The following is a 15,848-nucleotide window of genomic DNA, read 5'->3' as shown; positions in this document are numbered from 1 at the left end:
CTTATTGCTTTTTCCCTAAAAAACCTTCCCTGAACATCGAATTTGAATTACCTTCTGTCCAGTTATCCCTTTGTGCTTAACCCGAACTCACGTTAAGTGAAGTTAAGTGGTCATTCGGCTATCAGTACAGGAAATTCGGGCATTCCGGCTCAGGTAGGTCGAGATTACTCCAGAAAATGAAACAAGTGCAGTGATACAGCCCCCACGGAGCCGATACGCTGTTTCAAGGTTAAATTCGGTTTACTTAGGGCTTTCCATATCTGTTTTGAAATGGCCACTACGACCAATGGCTTGTCAGCCTTCAGGTTGTCAGGAGGTATGGCATAAGACTAGGAACAGCCCGGACGATCATGCACAAGGTACGGGAGGCGATTAAGTCAAACGGAACCAAACCGATGAACGGTAATGTCTCTGTAGACGAATTCGTCGTAGGCGGCAAAGAAACAGAAAGGCTGGGCAGGGGCTGCGGAGGAAAAAAAGAAGTTGGTCTGGGCAGTTTAACAAAGAGAGTAAGGTAAAGCGCTTTTACACCTGCAAGATCACGGGGTTCTCTGCAAAATCGCTGGGCCCGATATTTGAGTGTCATATTTCGGAAGAAGCCACTGTCACCATAGATGAATGGAAAGGCTATCGCCCCATCGCAAAGTCTTTTCGGATCATCCGGATCCCAAGTGAGTTTGGCTTGAATTTTAAAGCAATCCATACCGTGATCTATCAGGTTAAGCTGTGGATAACGACTACATTTTCATGGGTAAGTAAATGCAACATTGAACGCTATCTGAATGAATTTTCTTACAGTATCAACACGTCTCAATCAAAACAGACAGTCTTCCACAACCTCATTAAACGGATGGTTAATGAAAACAAATTATATATTCTAAATATTGTATGAGTCTAAGTGGCCACCTCTAATTTAAAAACAATCATGAGAAAATTATTGGAATCTATGAAAAACCATTAACATGGAAGATGTTTATCAAATGGACTATTGATTAACAAATGAGAAATACGCAAAGTTGTAAAAATGTTTAACAATCATACTTCCAGAATGATAAATTCCTTAATCATGAATCAAAATAATACTAAGGATGAACAAAAATAAAGATCTCTTAACTGTAGTAGAGGATAATATAAAGTTTACCAAGTTTAGTAGTATAATTCTATTTTTCATGATAGATTTTAGCTATATTAATTTGAGTAAAGGTATATCTTAATTTTCAAATACTTTTTCTCCAAGGAAATTTGTTTCTATAATGAACCTTTGCAAATTCATTCCCTGCTAAGAAAAAAGATTCTACCTCAGGCTTTATCCGATAATTAACAGTATATAACCCTGTAGTATCAAAATTATCAGTATGTTTACTCAAATACTTATAAAAATTTCTATCTCCCCCGAAACCAAAAACCCAGTTATGGCAGACCTGCTGAAGTACCTCTCTTTTAATACCATAACAATTTGTATCTACAAAATTAGAGTTTCCTGAATAAGCTGGCCATCTTCCTAAACTTTCACAATTATCTTCCATTTTAAAATTTGTCTCTGGAAGATTTAAAGTTCGTAAACTATAAGCCCAATCTAGAGATCGTCTTTCAATTTCCAGAATAACTGTTTCAATATGTATATTATTATACCAATTATCCTCATCTAAAAAAAACACATAATCCGAATCTACTAAAAGGGATATGCCAGCATATATTTTGTGACCATAGTATCCATCATGACCTGTATTAAAGGGCAATGTTAAAACCATCAGATTGTCGGGTCCATCGCAATCTCTCATAATTTCTCTTACCTTCCCCTCATATTGAGCCCCATCAACAACAACTAAATGTTTAATCATTCTATATGATTGAGTATTCACACTAAGTATCGCATTTTTAAGGTAATCATTACCTATTGAAGGTGTTATTACAGTTACAGACTTCATAAATATTTAGATTTCATGGGTTTAGGATAATTTTCAAGGAAAACCAACTCAATATACTTAAAGTTAAGGAAAAATTACCGATTTTTTTGTTTCCATCGATGATTTTTGCTCTTAATTTAGAATCCAAAATGTAGACACTCCACCAAACCTCAACTAGTAAATAAAGAAACAAAACACCCTACCATTCTGATTCCCAGATCATACATATTTTGGAACTCTCCATTATGCTGTGTTTTCAAACTTCAAAAGCTATTATACCCAATACATTTCAATCTATTTGAAAGATGCTCTCACAATGTAAGTACCTTATAACTGTTTCGTCGAGCTTTAGGGCCGAGTGGCTATCCCGCTCATGCTTTTTCTAAAGCCCAAAGGCCCAGGTGACGCAACAGGTATGGGCTTCGAAGATTCCACACCGCTAAGATACTACCACAACCGAAGGATACACAAACATAAAACATTTATAGGAATTGCCGAAAGGGAACAATGTTCCCTAGGTTGGTTTTTCAGATTCAAAATACATCTATTGAATAACAATACAGGGAAAATCTAGTGCTACTTCAAACAAATCAATTTTTTCTTCCAGCGTATCAATAATTTCTTTTTGTTTTGGTGAACAATGAGGTATGAAGCTCCATTGGGCTTTGGGAGAGATAAGACCATGAGAAAAAGGAATAAATAATAAACCGCAGGCGAATGGCTTTATGCCGGGAGCTCATGGGCGTATTGAGCCCAAGGACTAACTTTGGAAAAATTCATGGGCAAAAGTCAATTCTGACATTAAAAATTCCTACTTCAATTCGAAATTATCCCCTCATCCAATAAACTTTTAAACTATATCATAGTCATTGGCACAATTGAATTAATCCGTTAGGGATTGAAATAAAAAGTCCGACCAAAGGAACGTCCATTAATTGTTTAAAAGTCTATCCAACATTATTAGCCAAACAACACGCCATAACTAATGAGAGTTACCCAGACTTCATGTGTCAAAATTGAAATATTGACACAATTCTGACATATAGTAATAGCATTATATCAAAACATTGACATGATTCTAGTGATTTGGACTAATCTCTAAACTTGATCCTGCCCATTTATTTTTGAAAACTTTTTTTGGTAGCTACCACCACAGTGTAAAAAACAGGGAGTTACACCACCCACATTTGCTTCTGTCAGCGGGACAAAACAACCGCCGAGACTCAAAACAGACACACTATGTTGGAAGCAATTACCTGGAACCAATACTTCAGCGCCCTGGCAGTAGGCATGTCAGCCTATTACCTCATCATCATCGGATTATACTATCCACAAGAATTCCGTAGCCTGCTTTCCGGAAAGATAAAGCAGATCAATAATAACCGTCAGCATACAGTGGAGCAAGAGCAAAGGAGAGCTGACGATAACTCTACTGATCCTTTTGAAGAGCTGGAAGCAACCGTAGCGGAATTAAACGGCATCCTCGGGAAGGCGGCACACAACAAGACAAGCAAGGAAACATTGCTTTCACAGCTGATCCAAACGCTGTCCAACCACCCCGGGCTTCGGGAGCCCGCCTACCGGGTTGCCGTTATCAATTTCATTCTAGAAAACGCAGCCAAACACTGCCAGATCAACTTCAGTGAATCTGAACTCGAAGAATCCTGGACGGCAAGTTCCTCCTAGCCCATTCCAATCCCTCTACTTCTCCAACGACCACTAAACACCTATCCTATGAAAAAGAACAAACAAAACCAGTTTCCAACTAGGCTAAAAACACTTCTTGCTCCCCTCCTTGTTGGACTATCCACCCTCTCTGCAAAAGCCCAGGACGGACTTGCAGGAATCAACGAAGCCAACAGGCAGGTTCGGAGCTATTTCGATGCCGGCACCAACCTGATGTATGCCATCGGAGCTATACTGGGTTTGATCGGCGCAGTCAAAGTCTACCAAAAATGGAATGCCGGCGACCCGGATACAGGAAAGGTTGCCGCTGCCTGGTTTGGAAGCTGTGTCTTTTTAGTGGTAGTAGCCACTGTTATCAAATCCTTCTTTGGAGTGTAAGCAACCGCCCTATCCCTAAATCAACCATGTCCAACAGCATCTATCGGATCAACAAAGGCATCAACAAGCCCATCGAGTTCAAGGGATTAAAAGCCCAGTACATCTGGTACCTCGGTGCCGGTGTGCTGGCACTACTTGTAGCATTTGCCATCCTCTTTATTCTGGGAGTAAACCCGTTTATATGTCTTTTCCTTATTGCAATTGCCGGGACAGTGCTGATTATTAAAGTCTACAAACTCAGCCATACTTACGGAGAACATGGCATGATGAAAAAGCTGGCCCACCGACAAATACCCCTTGCCATCCGAATCAAATCACGGGGAGTTTACCGAAAACTCAAATCCAAAAAATAAATCCTAACAACTCTAATAAGAACTAGTACCAAAACAAACCAACCCCCTTCCATGGAAAGGCTCCTTGAAACATATTTCCCTATCCTAGGCATTGAGCAGGACTGCATCCTTTCCAAACAGGGGGATATCACCGTGGCATTTCAGGCAGAATTACCTGAGATTTTCACATTGAGTGACAGGGAGTATGAAGCCTTCCATCAGGTTTGGATCAAAGCCATTAAAACTTTGCCCCAACACAGCATTCTGCACAAACAGGACTGGTTTATAGACAGCCGGCATCAGGCTGACTTTATGCAATCGGACCAAACTTTCCTGCACAGAAGCAGTGAACGCTTCTTTCATGAGCGCCCCTTTTTGGACCATAGTTGTTACCTGCTCATGACGTTAACCCCCAAAAACAGGAAAGTGTCCAGCAGCCTGTTTTCCACCCTACTCCGACCCCATATTGTTCCGGAGGAACTTATCCTGACTGATACTCTCCCCAACTTTCTGGATGCCTGCGGGCAGTTTGAACGCATCCTGACCGACAGTGGATTTGTACAGCTAAACAGACTAAAAGAAGAATCCCTTTGGAGCAACCAATCCCAAAAAGGACTCATTGAAAAATATTGCAGCCTTTCCGAAGACAATTCCCCTACCTGGCTTCCGGACATCAGTTTCAAACCGGGTCTTTCCATCGGTAACAAGCAGTGCCGCCTGTTTACCTTATCCAATGCCAATGAGCTTCCGGCATTATGCGGAAGCCGGATCAACTACGATAAATACAGCACAGACACCACCAAATTCAGCGTTGGTTTTGCTTCCGCCCTTGGACAGTTGCTCAGTTGCAACCACATCTATAACCAGTACCTCTTTATTGAGGATGCTCAGCAAACCCTAAAAAAACTGGAGTCCAAACGTCTCCGTCTCCAATCCCTTGCCAACTACAGCCGGGAGAATGCCCTTGCACGGGATGCGACCAACGAGTTCTTAAATGAAGCTATCAGCGAGCAGCGCCTTCCGGTAAAATCACATTTCAATATCCTGACCTGGACCGAAGACCCCACCCAACTCCCCGAAATCAAAAAGCAGGTGGGTGCCGCATTCGCCCAACTGGAAGCTACTGCCAAAGAAGAAACTGTGGGAGCTCCCCAGATCTTCTGGGCAGGAATTCCGGGAAACAGTGCCGACTTTCCAATGAACGATTGCTTTGACACCTTCGTGGAGCAGGCTTCCTGTTTTCTCAATCTGGAAACAGGATACCGCAGTTCGCTGAGTCCTTTTGGAATCCGTCTGGGAGACCGGCTCACCGGTAAACCCGTTCACGTGGACCTTTCCGATGAACCCGTAAAAAGGGGTATCTGCACCAACCGTAACAAATTCATCCTTGGGCCAAGCGGAAGCGGAAAATCCTTTTTCACCAATCACATGGTCCGAAGCTACTATGAGCAGGGAACCCATGTGGTGCTCGTGGATGTGGGTCATTCCTACAAAGGGCTCTGCGATCTGGTTGACGGATATTACTTCACTTACGATGAAAAGAACCCCATCCGGTTCAATCCCTTTTACATTGCTGAAGGCGATCAATTGGATACCGAAAAGAAAGAAAGTATCAAAACATTGCTGCTTGCTCTCTGGAAAAAAGACAATGAGACATTCAAGCGCAGTGAGTATGTAGCCCTTTCCAATGCCTTGAAAGGATACTACGAAAAACTGGATTCGGATAAATCCCTGTTTCCAAGCTTCAACAGTTTTTACGAATACCTACAAACCGACTTTCTGCCACAGCTGGAAACCGACAGGGTCAAGGATAAGGATTTTGATATAGGAAACTTCCTTTACGTACTCCGCCCCTATTACAGAGGCGGTGAATTTGATTACCTCCTGAATGCCAACAAAAATCTGGACCTGCTCAGGGAGCGGTTTATAGTCTTTGAACTGGACAACATCAAAGACCATCCGATTCTCTTCCCTGTGGTGACCATTATCATCATGGAAGTCTTTATCAACAAGATGCGCAAGCTCAAAGGCATCCGAAAGCTGATCCTGATTGAAGAAGCCTGGAAAGCCATCGCCAAGGAAGGTATGGCGGAATACATCAAGTACCTGTTTAAGACAGTGCGCAAATTCTTCGGGGAAGCCATTGTGGTCACCCAGGAAGTAGAAGACATCATCAGCTCCCCTGTAGTCAAGCAAGCCATTATCAACAACAGCGACTGTAAGATCCTACTGGATCAATCCAAGTATCAGAACAAATTTGACCAAATCCAGAAACTGCTGGGTTTGACCGATAAGGAACGGGCCATGGTGCTTTCGGTCAACAAGGCCAATGATCCCAAACGCAAATACAAAGAAGTATTCATCAGTCTGGGAGGCATGCTTTCCAAGGTATACCGTACCGAGGTATCAAAAGAAGAGTACCTGGCCTACACCACCGAGGAAACCGAAAAAATCAAGGTAATGGAGTATGCCGAACGCTACGGATCCATACAAAAAGGAATAGCGGCAATCACCGCAGAACACCCCTAAACACTGAAGCTATGACAAACGCTCTCAAAAAAATCAACCGTACCATCCTGCTTACCCTGCTCTGTTTGGTGTTCACCCTTCCTCCCCGGCGTACAGAAGCAGCTGCTCCTATGGCCATTCTGGAAATCATCAAAGCAGGTGTCAAAAAGGTCATCGTAGCCATGGATTTGAAAATCCAGCGACAGCAGAACAAAGTCATCTGGTTGCAGAACGCCCAAAAGGTCTTGGAAAACACAATGTCCAAGCTCAAGCTCAATGAGATCTCCGACTGGACAGAAAAGCAGCGGGAGCTTTACGAGAAGTATTTCGATGAACTGCAACAGGTAAAGTCGGCAATTTCCGGCTTTCAGCGGGTGCGTGACATCACCAAAAAACAAACGCTGATTGTAACCGAATACCAAAAAGTGTGGGCAGTCATTCAACAGGACTCCCATTTCACGGCAGCAGAAAAAGAGTATATGGCCACCGTTTACTCAGGACTGCTTGCAGTTACCGTGGAAAATCTGGACCAACTCTCCCTATTGGTCAAATCCTTTACCCTACAGATGAGCGATGGAGAACGGCTTACCCTTCTGAATGAAGCCGCTGACAGTGTAGATCAAAACTACCGGGATCTAAAAGCCTTCAACCGCAGCAACGGACAGCTGAGTCTGCAGCGGGCAAAAAGCAGCAATGAGATCTTCCTGATCCAAAACCTTTATGGACTAAACCGATAACAGTACTCACCATGAAATCGAGCATGATCCCGTACCTACGGGATCACACAGAAGGATGATTGTCAACCATGCGAGATTCACCCGATCCGCCGAGGCGGACGGGACAGGCTATCTGACCATAAAAAATCAAAATATAAACAGATGAAAAAGCTCATTATTCTACTTTATCTGATCACTGCATCATTGCCCGTGCCTGCCCAAAACTTTCAGGAATGGTGGCAACAGAAGAAAACCAAAAAGCAGTATTTGGCTGAGCAGATTGCCGCATTGTATGCCTATGGTACAGTACTCAAAAAAGGCTATGAGCTCAGCGAGCAGGGACTTGGGCTGATCCATACCATCAAAAGCGGGGATTTCACCCAACATCAGAATCACTTTCAGTCTTTTTCCACTGTCAACTCTGCAGTAAAGAACCATTCAGCTGTACAGCATATCATCCTGCTCAGTTCAATAATCCACCACACCTCACTGGAAACCCGGCAACAACTCAAACAAAGTAGGCAGTTCAGTCAATCGGAAGAAGCTGTGGTAGCCCATGCCTTTCTAAACATCGAAAAAAAAACTGACCAACTGCTCAGAGAACTGCAATTGGTTTTACAAAACGATTTACTCAGCCTATCCGATTCAGAGCGCATAAACCGAATGGAACAACTTCAATTGCAAATGCGCCAAATCCATGGCTTTTCAACCCGCTTTGGTCAGGAAGCTTTGCAGCTGGCAGTTCAACGAAAACAGGAAACGCAGTCAATTGCCCAATCCGGATTCTATCATAACCTGCATCAACCCTAAACACTACCACAGATGAAATCGAGCATGTCGAAGACGACACACAGAGGGATGATTATTCGCCGTGCGAGATTCCATCTGACCATTAAAAATCAAAATATAAACATATGAAAAAACTTTCTATCATACTTCTCCTCTTCCTGCTGAGTCACCACCCCGCTTCTGCGCAGGCGGAAGAAGCTGCACAACTGCTGCTGAATGTCACCAAACTAACCCAGCTCAAGCAGATTCTGACAGACCTTGAAAAAGGCTACACCACCCTGCGAAACGGATATTCCAAAATTGAAAACATCGCTTCGGGAAATTTCAGTCTCCACGAAACATTTCTGGATGGCTTGCTGCAAGTCAACCCCACAGTAAAAAACTACCATAAAGTCGCAGAAACTATACACTTTCAAATCAGGCTGGTCAAAGACTATAAGTCCGCCTTTTCAAAATTCAAAAGTTCCGGTCAGTTCACCGAACATGAAATCTCCTATCTCTCATCAGTCTATGGCAATCTCTTCAAGAAAAGTCTGCAACAACTCGATGAACTGACCTTAGTCTTAACAGCAAATAGGCTGAGGATGTCCGATGAGGAACGTTTGGTAGCCATCGATAAGATCCATAGCGACATGCAGGACAAGCTCAGTTTCCTAACCGCATTCAACCGGGAAACAACCATTCTGGCTATCCAACGCTCCCATGAAAACCGGGAAATAAACCGGACCCGGATCCTTTACGGACTAAGCCACTAATACCCAAAGCGAATTTCCATGAAAGCAAACATTAAAACATTCGTGTGTACCGTTTCAGCAATTACCTTTCCGCTGATCTCACATGCCCAGGACAGCAGTATCCGGGGATTGCACGGGGTATTGGAGGAACTTTATCAGGAAATGATGCCGCTGTGCAGCCAGCTGATCAGCGTGTCACAGGGTCTGGCCGCATTTGGCGCGATCTGGTACATTGCCTCCAGAGTCTGGCGCTCCATTGCCAATGCCGAACCTGTTGATTTCTATCCCCTGTTCCGCCCCTTTGTGATCGGTTTCTGCATCATGGTCTTCCCCTCAGTTCTGGCCATGATAAACGGGGTGATGCGGCCTACGGTCACGGCCACCACTGCCATGGTGGACAATTCCAATGCAGCCATAAAGGCCCTGCTCAAACATAAAGAACAATCCATCAAGGGAACCCAAAAAGGGCAACTATACAGTATCATGGGTGAAAGAGGGGATTATGACAAATGGCTCAAATACACCGAAGGATTGCCTGAGGACAGCCCCGATCCGGAGGTTGGATTTTGGGAAAACATAGGAAACGGGTTCGCCTTTGCGGGAGCCAAATTCAACTTTAATTTCAAGAACTGGATCAAACAGGCCTTATCGGTCATACTTGAGTTCCTCTTTGAAGCCGCTTCACTCTGCATCAATACCCTGCGGACATTTCAGCTGATTGTCCTTTCCATCCTCGGGCCTCTGGTTTTTGGCCTCGCTGTCTACGACGGGTTTCAGCATACACTCACTGTGTGGCTAGCCCGGTACATCAACATCTTTCTCTGGCTGCCCGTGGCAAATATCTTCGGTGCCATCATCGGTACAATCCAGGAGAAAATGCTGATACTCGATATCGGGCAGATTGAAAATACGGGAGATACCTTCTTCACATCCACCGATACCGGTTATCTGATATTTCTGATCATAGGGATCATTGGATATTTCAGTGTGCCGTCAGTGGCCAACTACATCATCCATGCCGCTTCCGGCGGAGCACTTCCCCATAAGGTATCAAGCTTCTTCACCCGGGGCGCACTCACCACAGTTTCAATGGGCGGAACCGCAGCCCTTGCTGCCGGAAAAGGTATCGGTATGGCCGCGGATTCCTTTGGAGATAAAGCAGCAGGCATCAGACAGTCCATGGCTTCCTTCGGTACTTCATCGGGATATTTTAAGGATGGGGGTGATTATCAATCCGACAAACTAAAAGGCAACACTTAATTCCAAAGCCCATGTTTACAAAACCAAAAAACATCGACACTGCTTTCCGTCAAATCCGCCTGTTTACCCTTGTGGTGATCATCGGCTGCCTGCTCTTTTCGGGTTTTACCCTGTACAACAGCCGGCAACTGACTGCCGAATTGCAGCAAAAAGTCTATATCCTGGCAAACGGAAAAGCTTTGGAAGCATTGGCTACCGACCGCAGGGACAATCTGGAAGTAGAAGTCAAAGACCATATTGCCACTTTTCACCGCTACTTCTTCACCCTTGATCCTGATGAAAAAGTCATTACTTCCAACACATCAAAAGCGCTCTATCTGGCAGATGCGTCTGCCAAACGACAATACGACAATCTCAAAGAAAGCAACTATTACTCCAACATCATCGCAGGCAATATCAGTCAGGAAATCAGCATGGACAGCGTGTCCCTTGAAATGCAGCAGTCTCCAACCTACTTCCGCTACTTCGGCACCCAGCGGTTGATCCGTACAGGATCCATAGTGACCCGAAGTCTGGTCACGGAAGGCTATCTGCGTCCCGTCTCCCGCAGTGAAAACAATCCCCACGGCTTTCTAATCGAAGGTTGGAAGACTCTGGAAAACACAGATATAAACATCCAAAACCGCTGACCATGAGACCCACACCACCAATCTATTCCAACCTGTTTCGGACAGTCCGGGAACTTGGGAACTTCAACCTCCGAAAATTCGCGTCACTGCTCCGTCAAAAATCTGAAAAGCTAAGCAACCGATCCAAATATCTTATCCTTTCGCTGTTTTTGATCAGTTCCTCGGTACCAAGTGTCCGGTTACTGCTCCCCGGATATTCCGCCGCATCAATCCCACTGCCTACGGAAATGCCGGATACCCCTGTCCCCTACTTTCCTGATTTGAAGAACGAAATCCATTTAACCGACAGCATTTCCAATTCCACACTTCAAAATAAATTCAGCCATGACTAAAGAAATCAGCCTAAAAACACGGCAAAAGCGGAAGTTTCTCCTGATGCTGCCGCTACTGACCATTCCCTTTCTAACCCTCACTTTCTGGGCAATGGGAGGTGGAAACGGAAAGAAAACAGATCCAAACCATACCCTGCAAAGCGGAATCAATTTGGAACTGCCGGGCATAGCAGACAACAAAACCAAAGAGCTTGATAAACTCGGCCATTACCAAAAATCCCGGTCAGACTCCGCCAGATTCCTGCAGGAGGTAAAAAATGATCCCTACTACCGGATGGCATTTAATCAGGAAAGTACTCCCGGTGAAGAAAAGCAAACCGAATTGGAGGAATCAACTATTGGTAATATCATTGATACACCCCTGCAGGAATTCCAAGACCCCAATGAGAAAAAGCTTATTGAAAAACTGGAAGCCCTGAACCGTACCCTTGCCGGAGAACCGGAGCCTGTACAATCACCGGCAAATAAGATGACTGAACAGCAGGCTACGGCAGACCCGGGACTAAGCTCAGATCTGGACAGGTTGGACCTGATGATGCAACAGATGCTTGTCGGCAATGCAGAACCCGATCCCGAAATGCAGCAGATGGGTGAGTTGCTTGAAAAGATTCTGGATATACAGCATCCCGGGCGGGTACAGGCGAGAATTCAGTCAGAAAAAAAAGTAGCGCAACCCCAAACCTTTCCTATTACTCCAAGGGATAGCTCACAGCCTGTTTCAAGTCTGGAGGCAACAAATGAAATTCCCACTGAGGCCGGCAATATCAACCCGTCAAACGGTTTTTTCGGGCTGGATTCACCAACCCAAGAAAGTATCTCTTCCCAATCCATCCGGGCAGTGATTCATGAAACCCAAACCCTGACTTCCGGCACCACTGTAAAACTCCGCCTTACCGAAGAAACTACGATCAACGGATCAAATATCCCAAAAGACCGGTTGGTCTATGGCACTGCTTCGCTTAACGGGGACCGCTTGGGCATTTCGATCAAGCATATCCGCATAAATGATCAGCTTCTGCCGGTGGACCTGACCGTACATGATGCAGATGGAATGAAAGGGATTCACATTCCGGGTTCACTTTCAGGAGAAGTCAGCGCCCAGTCCGGTGACCGCGCAATTCAGGGATTTGGGTTCGGCAGTTTTGACACTTCCCTTGAAGCCCAGGCTGCAAGCGCAGGAATCGAAACAGCAAAAAGCTTTCTGGGCAAAAAAATCAAGCAGGTAAGGTTCACACTTAAGGCCGGCTATCAGGTATGGCTCAACGATGAAAACAACACCCCCAACCTTTAAAACCACACAATCCCATGAACAGCAATCACTTAAAATGGACAGGAGTTGTGGCACTGACTGTACTGCTTTCATTCCAACATCCTATCACAGCTTTGGCACAATCCAACTCCTCTTTCAGGACTGTAGGCATCACCGCCACTTCGATTAGTATCAGTGATCAACTGACCACCAACCTCATCTTTCCACAGGCCATTGTAAGTGTGGACAGAGGTTCAAGAAACATATTGGTCCAAAAAGCAGCAGAAGTTGAAAACATACTACAGGTAAAAGCGGAAAATCAAAAGCTTGCCGACAGCAACCTGACCGTAATAACCTCAGATGGAAAGTTCTATTCTTTTACGGTGGACTATTCCCGGAATCCGGGCCAGCTCAATTTGGAAATTCTACCCGGGTCTGACCGTGGATTGGCTGAGTTTCGGGAAGGCGTTCTGGGTAAGGCAGCCATTCTTGAAACGGCCAAAAAAGTAGCCCTCAAAAACAATAAGATGAAGCGGATCCGACAACGGAAATATATGGCCGGGCTTTCATTGACGGGAATATACATCGATGATGACTTGCTTTATTTTCAAATCAGACTCGAGAACCAAACCAATATCAGTTATGACATTGATCAGTTCCGCTTCTTTATCCGGGACAACAAACAGGGAAAGCGGACTGCGTCGCAGGAACTGGAACAGCTCCCGGCTGCCATTCTGGGCAAGACTGATCAAATACCCGCACAAGCTACCCGAACTGTTGTAGTTGCACTTTCAAAATTCACCATTCCGGACCAAAAACATCTGGAGATTGAACTGATGGAGCAGCGGGGAGGCAGACATCTGAAAATCAGGGTAAAAAACCGACACATCATTCAGGCAGCACCGATAGAATAACCCCTGGGATCCTGACCACAAAGTATGCATCATATTCATTTAACCACAAACTACAACTATCATGAACGGGCAAAATTTTGATTACCTCAAAAATCAGGTCAAGTACACCGGATTCGGTGAAGTATTGGAGGCACCTTTAAAGGAACAGGTCAAAAAGGGAGAACCCGATTTTATCCTAAAACATCAGGCAAATTTCGGCGGGGACACGGTCAATGCCGATCTGCATTTCAAAAAGTCCGCCTCAACAGACATGTACTTCTTCAATAAATACGATCTGAGTCTGACTAAGGCCGGTCAGGAAGAGCCTGCCATCAACCAGACCTTTTATATAGGAAAAGACAATAACATCACGCTGAAAGAAGGCTATAATCTTTTGGACGGACGCGCAGTCAACAAAGACCTGGTTAATAAAGAACAGGAAAAATATAATGCCTGGGTGCAACTGGACTTTAAGGAAACCGATAAGCAGGGCAACTTTAAGCTAAAGCAGTTCCATGAGAACTATGGATTTGACCTACAAAAAACTTTGGAAAAGCACCCCATCAAAGAGCTCAATAATCCTGAAGATCAGTCCAGACTCATGGATTCCCTCAAAAAAGGAAACCGTCAATCGGTCACCTTTCAACTGGAAGGTGCGGAACAAAAACGGTTTATTGAAGCAAGTCCACAGTTTAAGAATCTCAATGTGTATGACTCCAACCAAATGAGGACTTCAGAATCACAGAAAGAAACCACCTCAGAATCCCAATCTAAATCCCAGAAAAAGGATGTTTCTGAGGAATCTGAAGAATTACCCTCGAAAAAACCACGGAAAAGGAAAAGTGCAGGAATAGCAGGCTAATTCACCCACCCATGGAGCAGATAAAAAAAGCATTGGAGGAGTTTATGGCAGGGATCGAAAAAGATCCCAGAATATGCCTGTCCCATATCGGGGTTTTCTCCGTGCTGCTCCATATGCGGGAAGAATATGGGGGGATAGAGCCGTTTCCTATCCACAGAGATTCCATTATGAAATCTGCCAAAATCTCAAGCACAGCCACTTACTTCAAGATCATCAACCAACTTCATGAATACGGTTACATCCACTACCTGCCTACGTTCAACCGGATGAGTCAAAGCCGGGTAAAATTATCGGCTGGTCCGAAAAACAACGCAAACTAATTCCACCCAACCTCAATCCAATATCCATGGAACCCATCACAAAGGAAGATCTGGAAGCACTACGCTTTCAGCTATTTGCCGATCTTAAAGAACTACTGGCAAAAAAGGATGAATCCCAAAGCGATAAAAAAGAATGGCTTCGCAGCCGCGACGTAAAAAAGATGCTGAGCATATCTGATGCGGCATTGCAGAACCTAAGGATTCGGGGTGTAGTACATCCGGTCAAAATCTCAGGACTCTATTACTACAAATCGGAAGAGTTAAAATCGCTTTTCAGGCAATAAAATCACGACTTATGAAATCTCTCAGAATGGAATACTATCTGGAAAGAATCGTGAAAGAACGTGATCTTCAACCAAGCCGGGTTTCCGTATTTATAGCAATGTTACAACTCTGGAAAGAGCAGAAACGGCGAAACCCCTTTCAGATTTCACGGCGTAAGATCATGAAATTGTCAGGGGTTAAAAGTATAGTTACCTACCACAAATGTATCTCAGAGTTAAAGGACAGGGGGATTGTGGAGTATCGGCCTTCGTATCATCCAAAATTGGGGAGTGAGGTAAGGCTAAAACCACGGTAACAATTTTGGCTAAATCGGTTGAAATTACTTTAAAGTAAAAGAGATCAACTTATGCTTCCTTGAATTTCAAACTTTCTATGAGATCTATAAAGTATTGCGGACTCCAGATTGATAGTGACGAATCATCTTGGATAAATCGTATTACATCCTCCTTAATACTATTAAAGTCCACGCTTTGTATTTTAGCTTTTATTAGTTCTAAAACCTGCTCTTTGGTAATTGATTTTTCCTGCCAATCACCTGTATCTAAAGCCCTAAGTAAAAAATGGGAAAGATCTAAAGGAACTCTCTTTTTGATATACCATTCCAGATCATACCAATCCCTCCCCTTCACTCTTTTTTGCCACTTTCTGAAAAGCAATGCATGCATTTTGCCTGCAAATAAACTCGGAGGTGTAAAACATTTGACATAGAAAGAAAATGGGCGCAACAACAATTTTTCCTCGGTTTCAAAACCTAAAGGAGGTAGTCTATCAACTTCCAATTTAATCTTTATACTTGGTATCAATTTTACACCTGATTGGGGAATGATACCTTCCAAAACCAACTCTTTCCATACAGTTGCAGATTTGAGAAAGGCTGAATCTATACTTGACTCTTTCTGCTTTTTCTTTTCAGCAATCGTGACCTTCATCCCAAGAGCATCAAATTCCGTAATGATTGCTTCAAAGTA

At 44.1% G+C, this 15,848-nt stretch carries 19 protein-coding genes; 17 read left to right on the top strand and 2 right to left on the bottom strand.

What is annotated here, in order from left to right; all coding sequences use genetic code 11:
• The first annotated feature begins 421 nt into the window (after positions 1-421).
• A complete protein-coding gene (locus tag J2X69_RS24900; RefSeq protein WP_409014482.1) occupies positions 422-892 on the top strand; it encodes a transposase in 471 nt (156 codons plus the stop codon).
• A 325-nt stretch (positions 893-1,217) separates the two neighbouring features.
• On the opposite strand, the gene J2X69_RS24105 is transcribed toward J2X69_RS24900, so the two are convergent.
• Positions 1,218-1,928: a glycosyltransferase gene (locus J2X69_RS24105; RefSeq protein ID WP_310109238.1), complete on the bottom strand. Its 711-nt coding sequence runs from the start codon at positions 1,926-1,928 to the stop codon at positions 1,218-1,220.
• 352 nt (positions 1,929-2,280) lie between these two features.
• On the opposite strand from J2X69_RS24105, the gene J2X69_RS24895 reads away from it, so the two are divergent.
• From J2X69_RS24895 to J2X69_RS24030, 16 genes are all read left to right on the top strand, one after another.
• Positions 2,281-2,481, top strand: a complete 201-nt coding sequence (locus J2X69_RS24895; protein ID WP_409014481.1) for a transposase — start codon at positions 2,281-2,283, stop codon at positions 2,479-2,481.
• A gap of 665 nt (positions 2,482-3,146) precedes the next feature.
• Entirely contained in the window at positions 3,147-3,593 is a 447-nt protein-coding gene (locus tag J2X69_RS24100) for a hypothetical protein (RefSeq protein ID WP_310109234.1), read from the top strand.
• A gap of 48 nt (positions 3,594-3,641) precedes the next feature.
• Positions 3,642-3,971 carry a DUF4134 domain-containing protein gene (locus tag J2X69_RS24095; protein WP_310109232.1) on the top strand — a complete coding sequence of 110 codons (330 nt, stop codon included), beginning with the start codon at positions 3,642-3,644 and terminating at the stop codon, positions 3,969-3,971.
• A gap of 26 nt (positions 3,972-3,997) precedes the next feature.
• Positions 3,998-4,324, top strand: a complete 327-nt coding sequence (locus tag J2X69_RS24090) for a DUF4133 domain-containing protein (protein WP_310109230.1) — start codon at positions 3,998-4,000, stop codon at positions 4,322-4,324.
• 51 nt (positions 4,325-4,375) lie between these two features.
• Positions 4,376-6,832, top strand: a complete 2,457-nt coding sequence (locus tag J2X69_RS24085; protein WP_310109227.1) for a TraG family conjugative transposon ATPase — start codon at positions 4,376-4,378, stop codon at positions 6,830-6,832.
• 11 nt (positions 6,833-6,843) lie between these two features.
• The gene (locus J2X69_RS24080) at positions 6,844-7,548 is read left to right on the top strand and encodes a conjugal transfer protein TraI (RefSeq protein ID WP_310109225.1); all 705 of its coding nucleotides are present in this window, start codon (positions 6,844-6,846) and stop codon (positions 7,546-7,548) included.
• A 141-nt stretch (positions 7,549-7,689) separates the two neighbouring features.
• A complete protein-coding gene (locus J2X69_RS24075; protein ID WP_310109221.1) occupies positions 7,690-8,337 on the top strand; it encodes a hypothetical protein in 648 nt (215 codons plus the stop codon).
• 104 nt (positions 8,338-8,441) lie between these two features.
• Positions 8,442-9,071 carry a TerB family tellurite resistance protein gene (locus J2X69_RS24070; RefSeq protein WP_310109218.1) on the top strand — a complete coding sequence of 210 codons (630 nt, stop codon included), beginning with the start codon at positions 8,442-8,444 and terminating at the stop codon, positions 9,069-9,071.
• A gap of 18 nt (positions 9,072-9,089) precedes the next feature.
• Positions 9,090-10,310: a conjugative transposon protein TraJ gene (traJ, locus tag J2X69_RS24065; RefSeq protein WP_310109215.1), complete on the top strand. Its 1,221-nt coding sequence runs from the start codon at positions 9,090-9,092 to the stop codon at positions 10,308-10,310.
• A gap of 11 nt (positions 10,311-10,321) precedes the next feature.
• Complete coding sequence (traK, locus tag J2X69_RS24060; RefSeq protein ID WP_310109212.1) at positions 10,322-10,939, top strand: conjugative transposon protein TraK; 618 nt, start codon at positions 10,322-10,324, stop codon at positions 10,937-10,939.
• A gap of 2 nt (positions 10,940-10,941) precedes the next feature.
• On the top strand, positions 10,942-11,271 hold the full coding sequence (locus J2X69_RS24055; RefSeq protein WP_310109209.1) for a hypothetical protein: 330 nt from the start codon (positions 10,942-10,944) through the stop codon (positions 11,269-11,271).
• Positions 11,264-12,562 (top strand): conjugative transposon protein TraM, encoded by a 1,299-nt coding sequence (gene traM / locus J2X69_RS24050; protein WP_310109206.1) that lies wholly within the window; start codon positions 11,264-11,266, stop codon positions 12,560-12,562. The genes J2X69_RS24055 and traM overlap by 8 nt, the downstream gene beginning before the upstream one ends.
• A gap of 14 nt (positions 12,563-12,576) precedes the next feature.
• A complete protein-coding gene (gene traN / locus J2X69_RS24045) occupies positions 12,577-13,434 on the top strand; it encodes a conjugative transposon protein TraN (RefSeq protein ID WP_310109203.1) in 858 nt (285 codons plus the stop codon).
• Positions 13,435-13,495: 61 nt separating this feature from the next.
• The gene (locus J2X69_RS24040; protein ID WP_310109200.1) at positions 13,496-14,275 is read left to right on the top strand and encodes a hypothetical protein; all 780 of its coding nucleotides are present in this window, start codon (positions 13,496-13,498) and stop codon (positions 14,273-14,275) included.
• Between the two features lie 11 nt (positions 14,276-14,286).
• A complete protein-coding gene (locus tag J2X69_RS24035) occupies positions 14,287-14,595 on the top strand; it encodes a hypothetical protein (protein WP_310109197.1) in 309 nt (102 codons plus the stop codon).
• 26 nt (positions 14,596-14,621) lie between these two features.
• The gene (locus J2X69_RS24030) at positions 14,622-14,879 is read left to right on the top strand and encodes a DNA-binding protein (RefSeq protein ID WP_310109195.1); all 258 of its coding nucleotides are present in this window, start codon (positions 14,622-14,624) and stop codon (positions 14,877-14,879) included.
• 345 nt (positions 14,880-15,224) lie between these two features.
• On the opposite strand, the gene J2X69_RS24025 is transcribed toward J2X69_RS24030, so the two are convergent.
• Positions 15,225-15,848: nucleotidyl transferase AbiEii/AbiGii toxin family protein (locus J2X69_RS24025; protein WP_310109192.1), on the bottom strand; the 624-nt coding region annotated here is incomplete at its 5' end.

The sequence above is a fragment of the Algoriphagus sp. 4150 genome, assembly GCF_031457395.1.
Taxonomy (GTDB): Bacteria; Bacteroidota; Bacteroidia; order Cytophagales; family Cyclobacteriaceae; genus Algoriphagus.
This window is presented reverse-complemented; position numbering and strand designations above follow the sequence as displayed.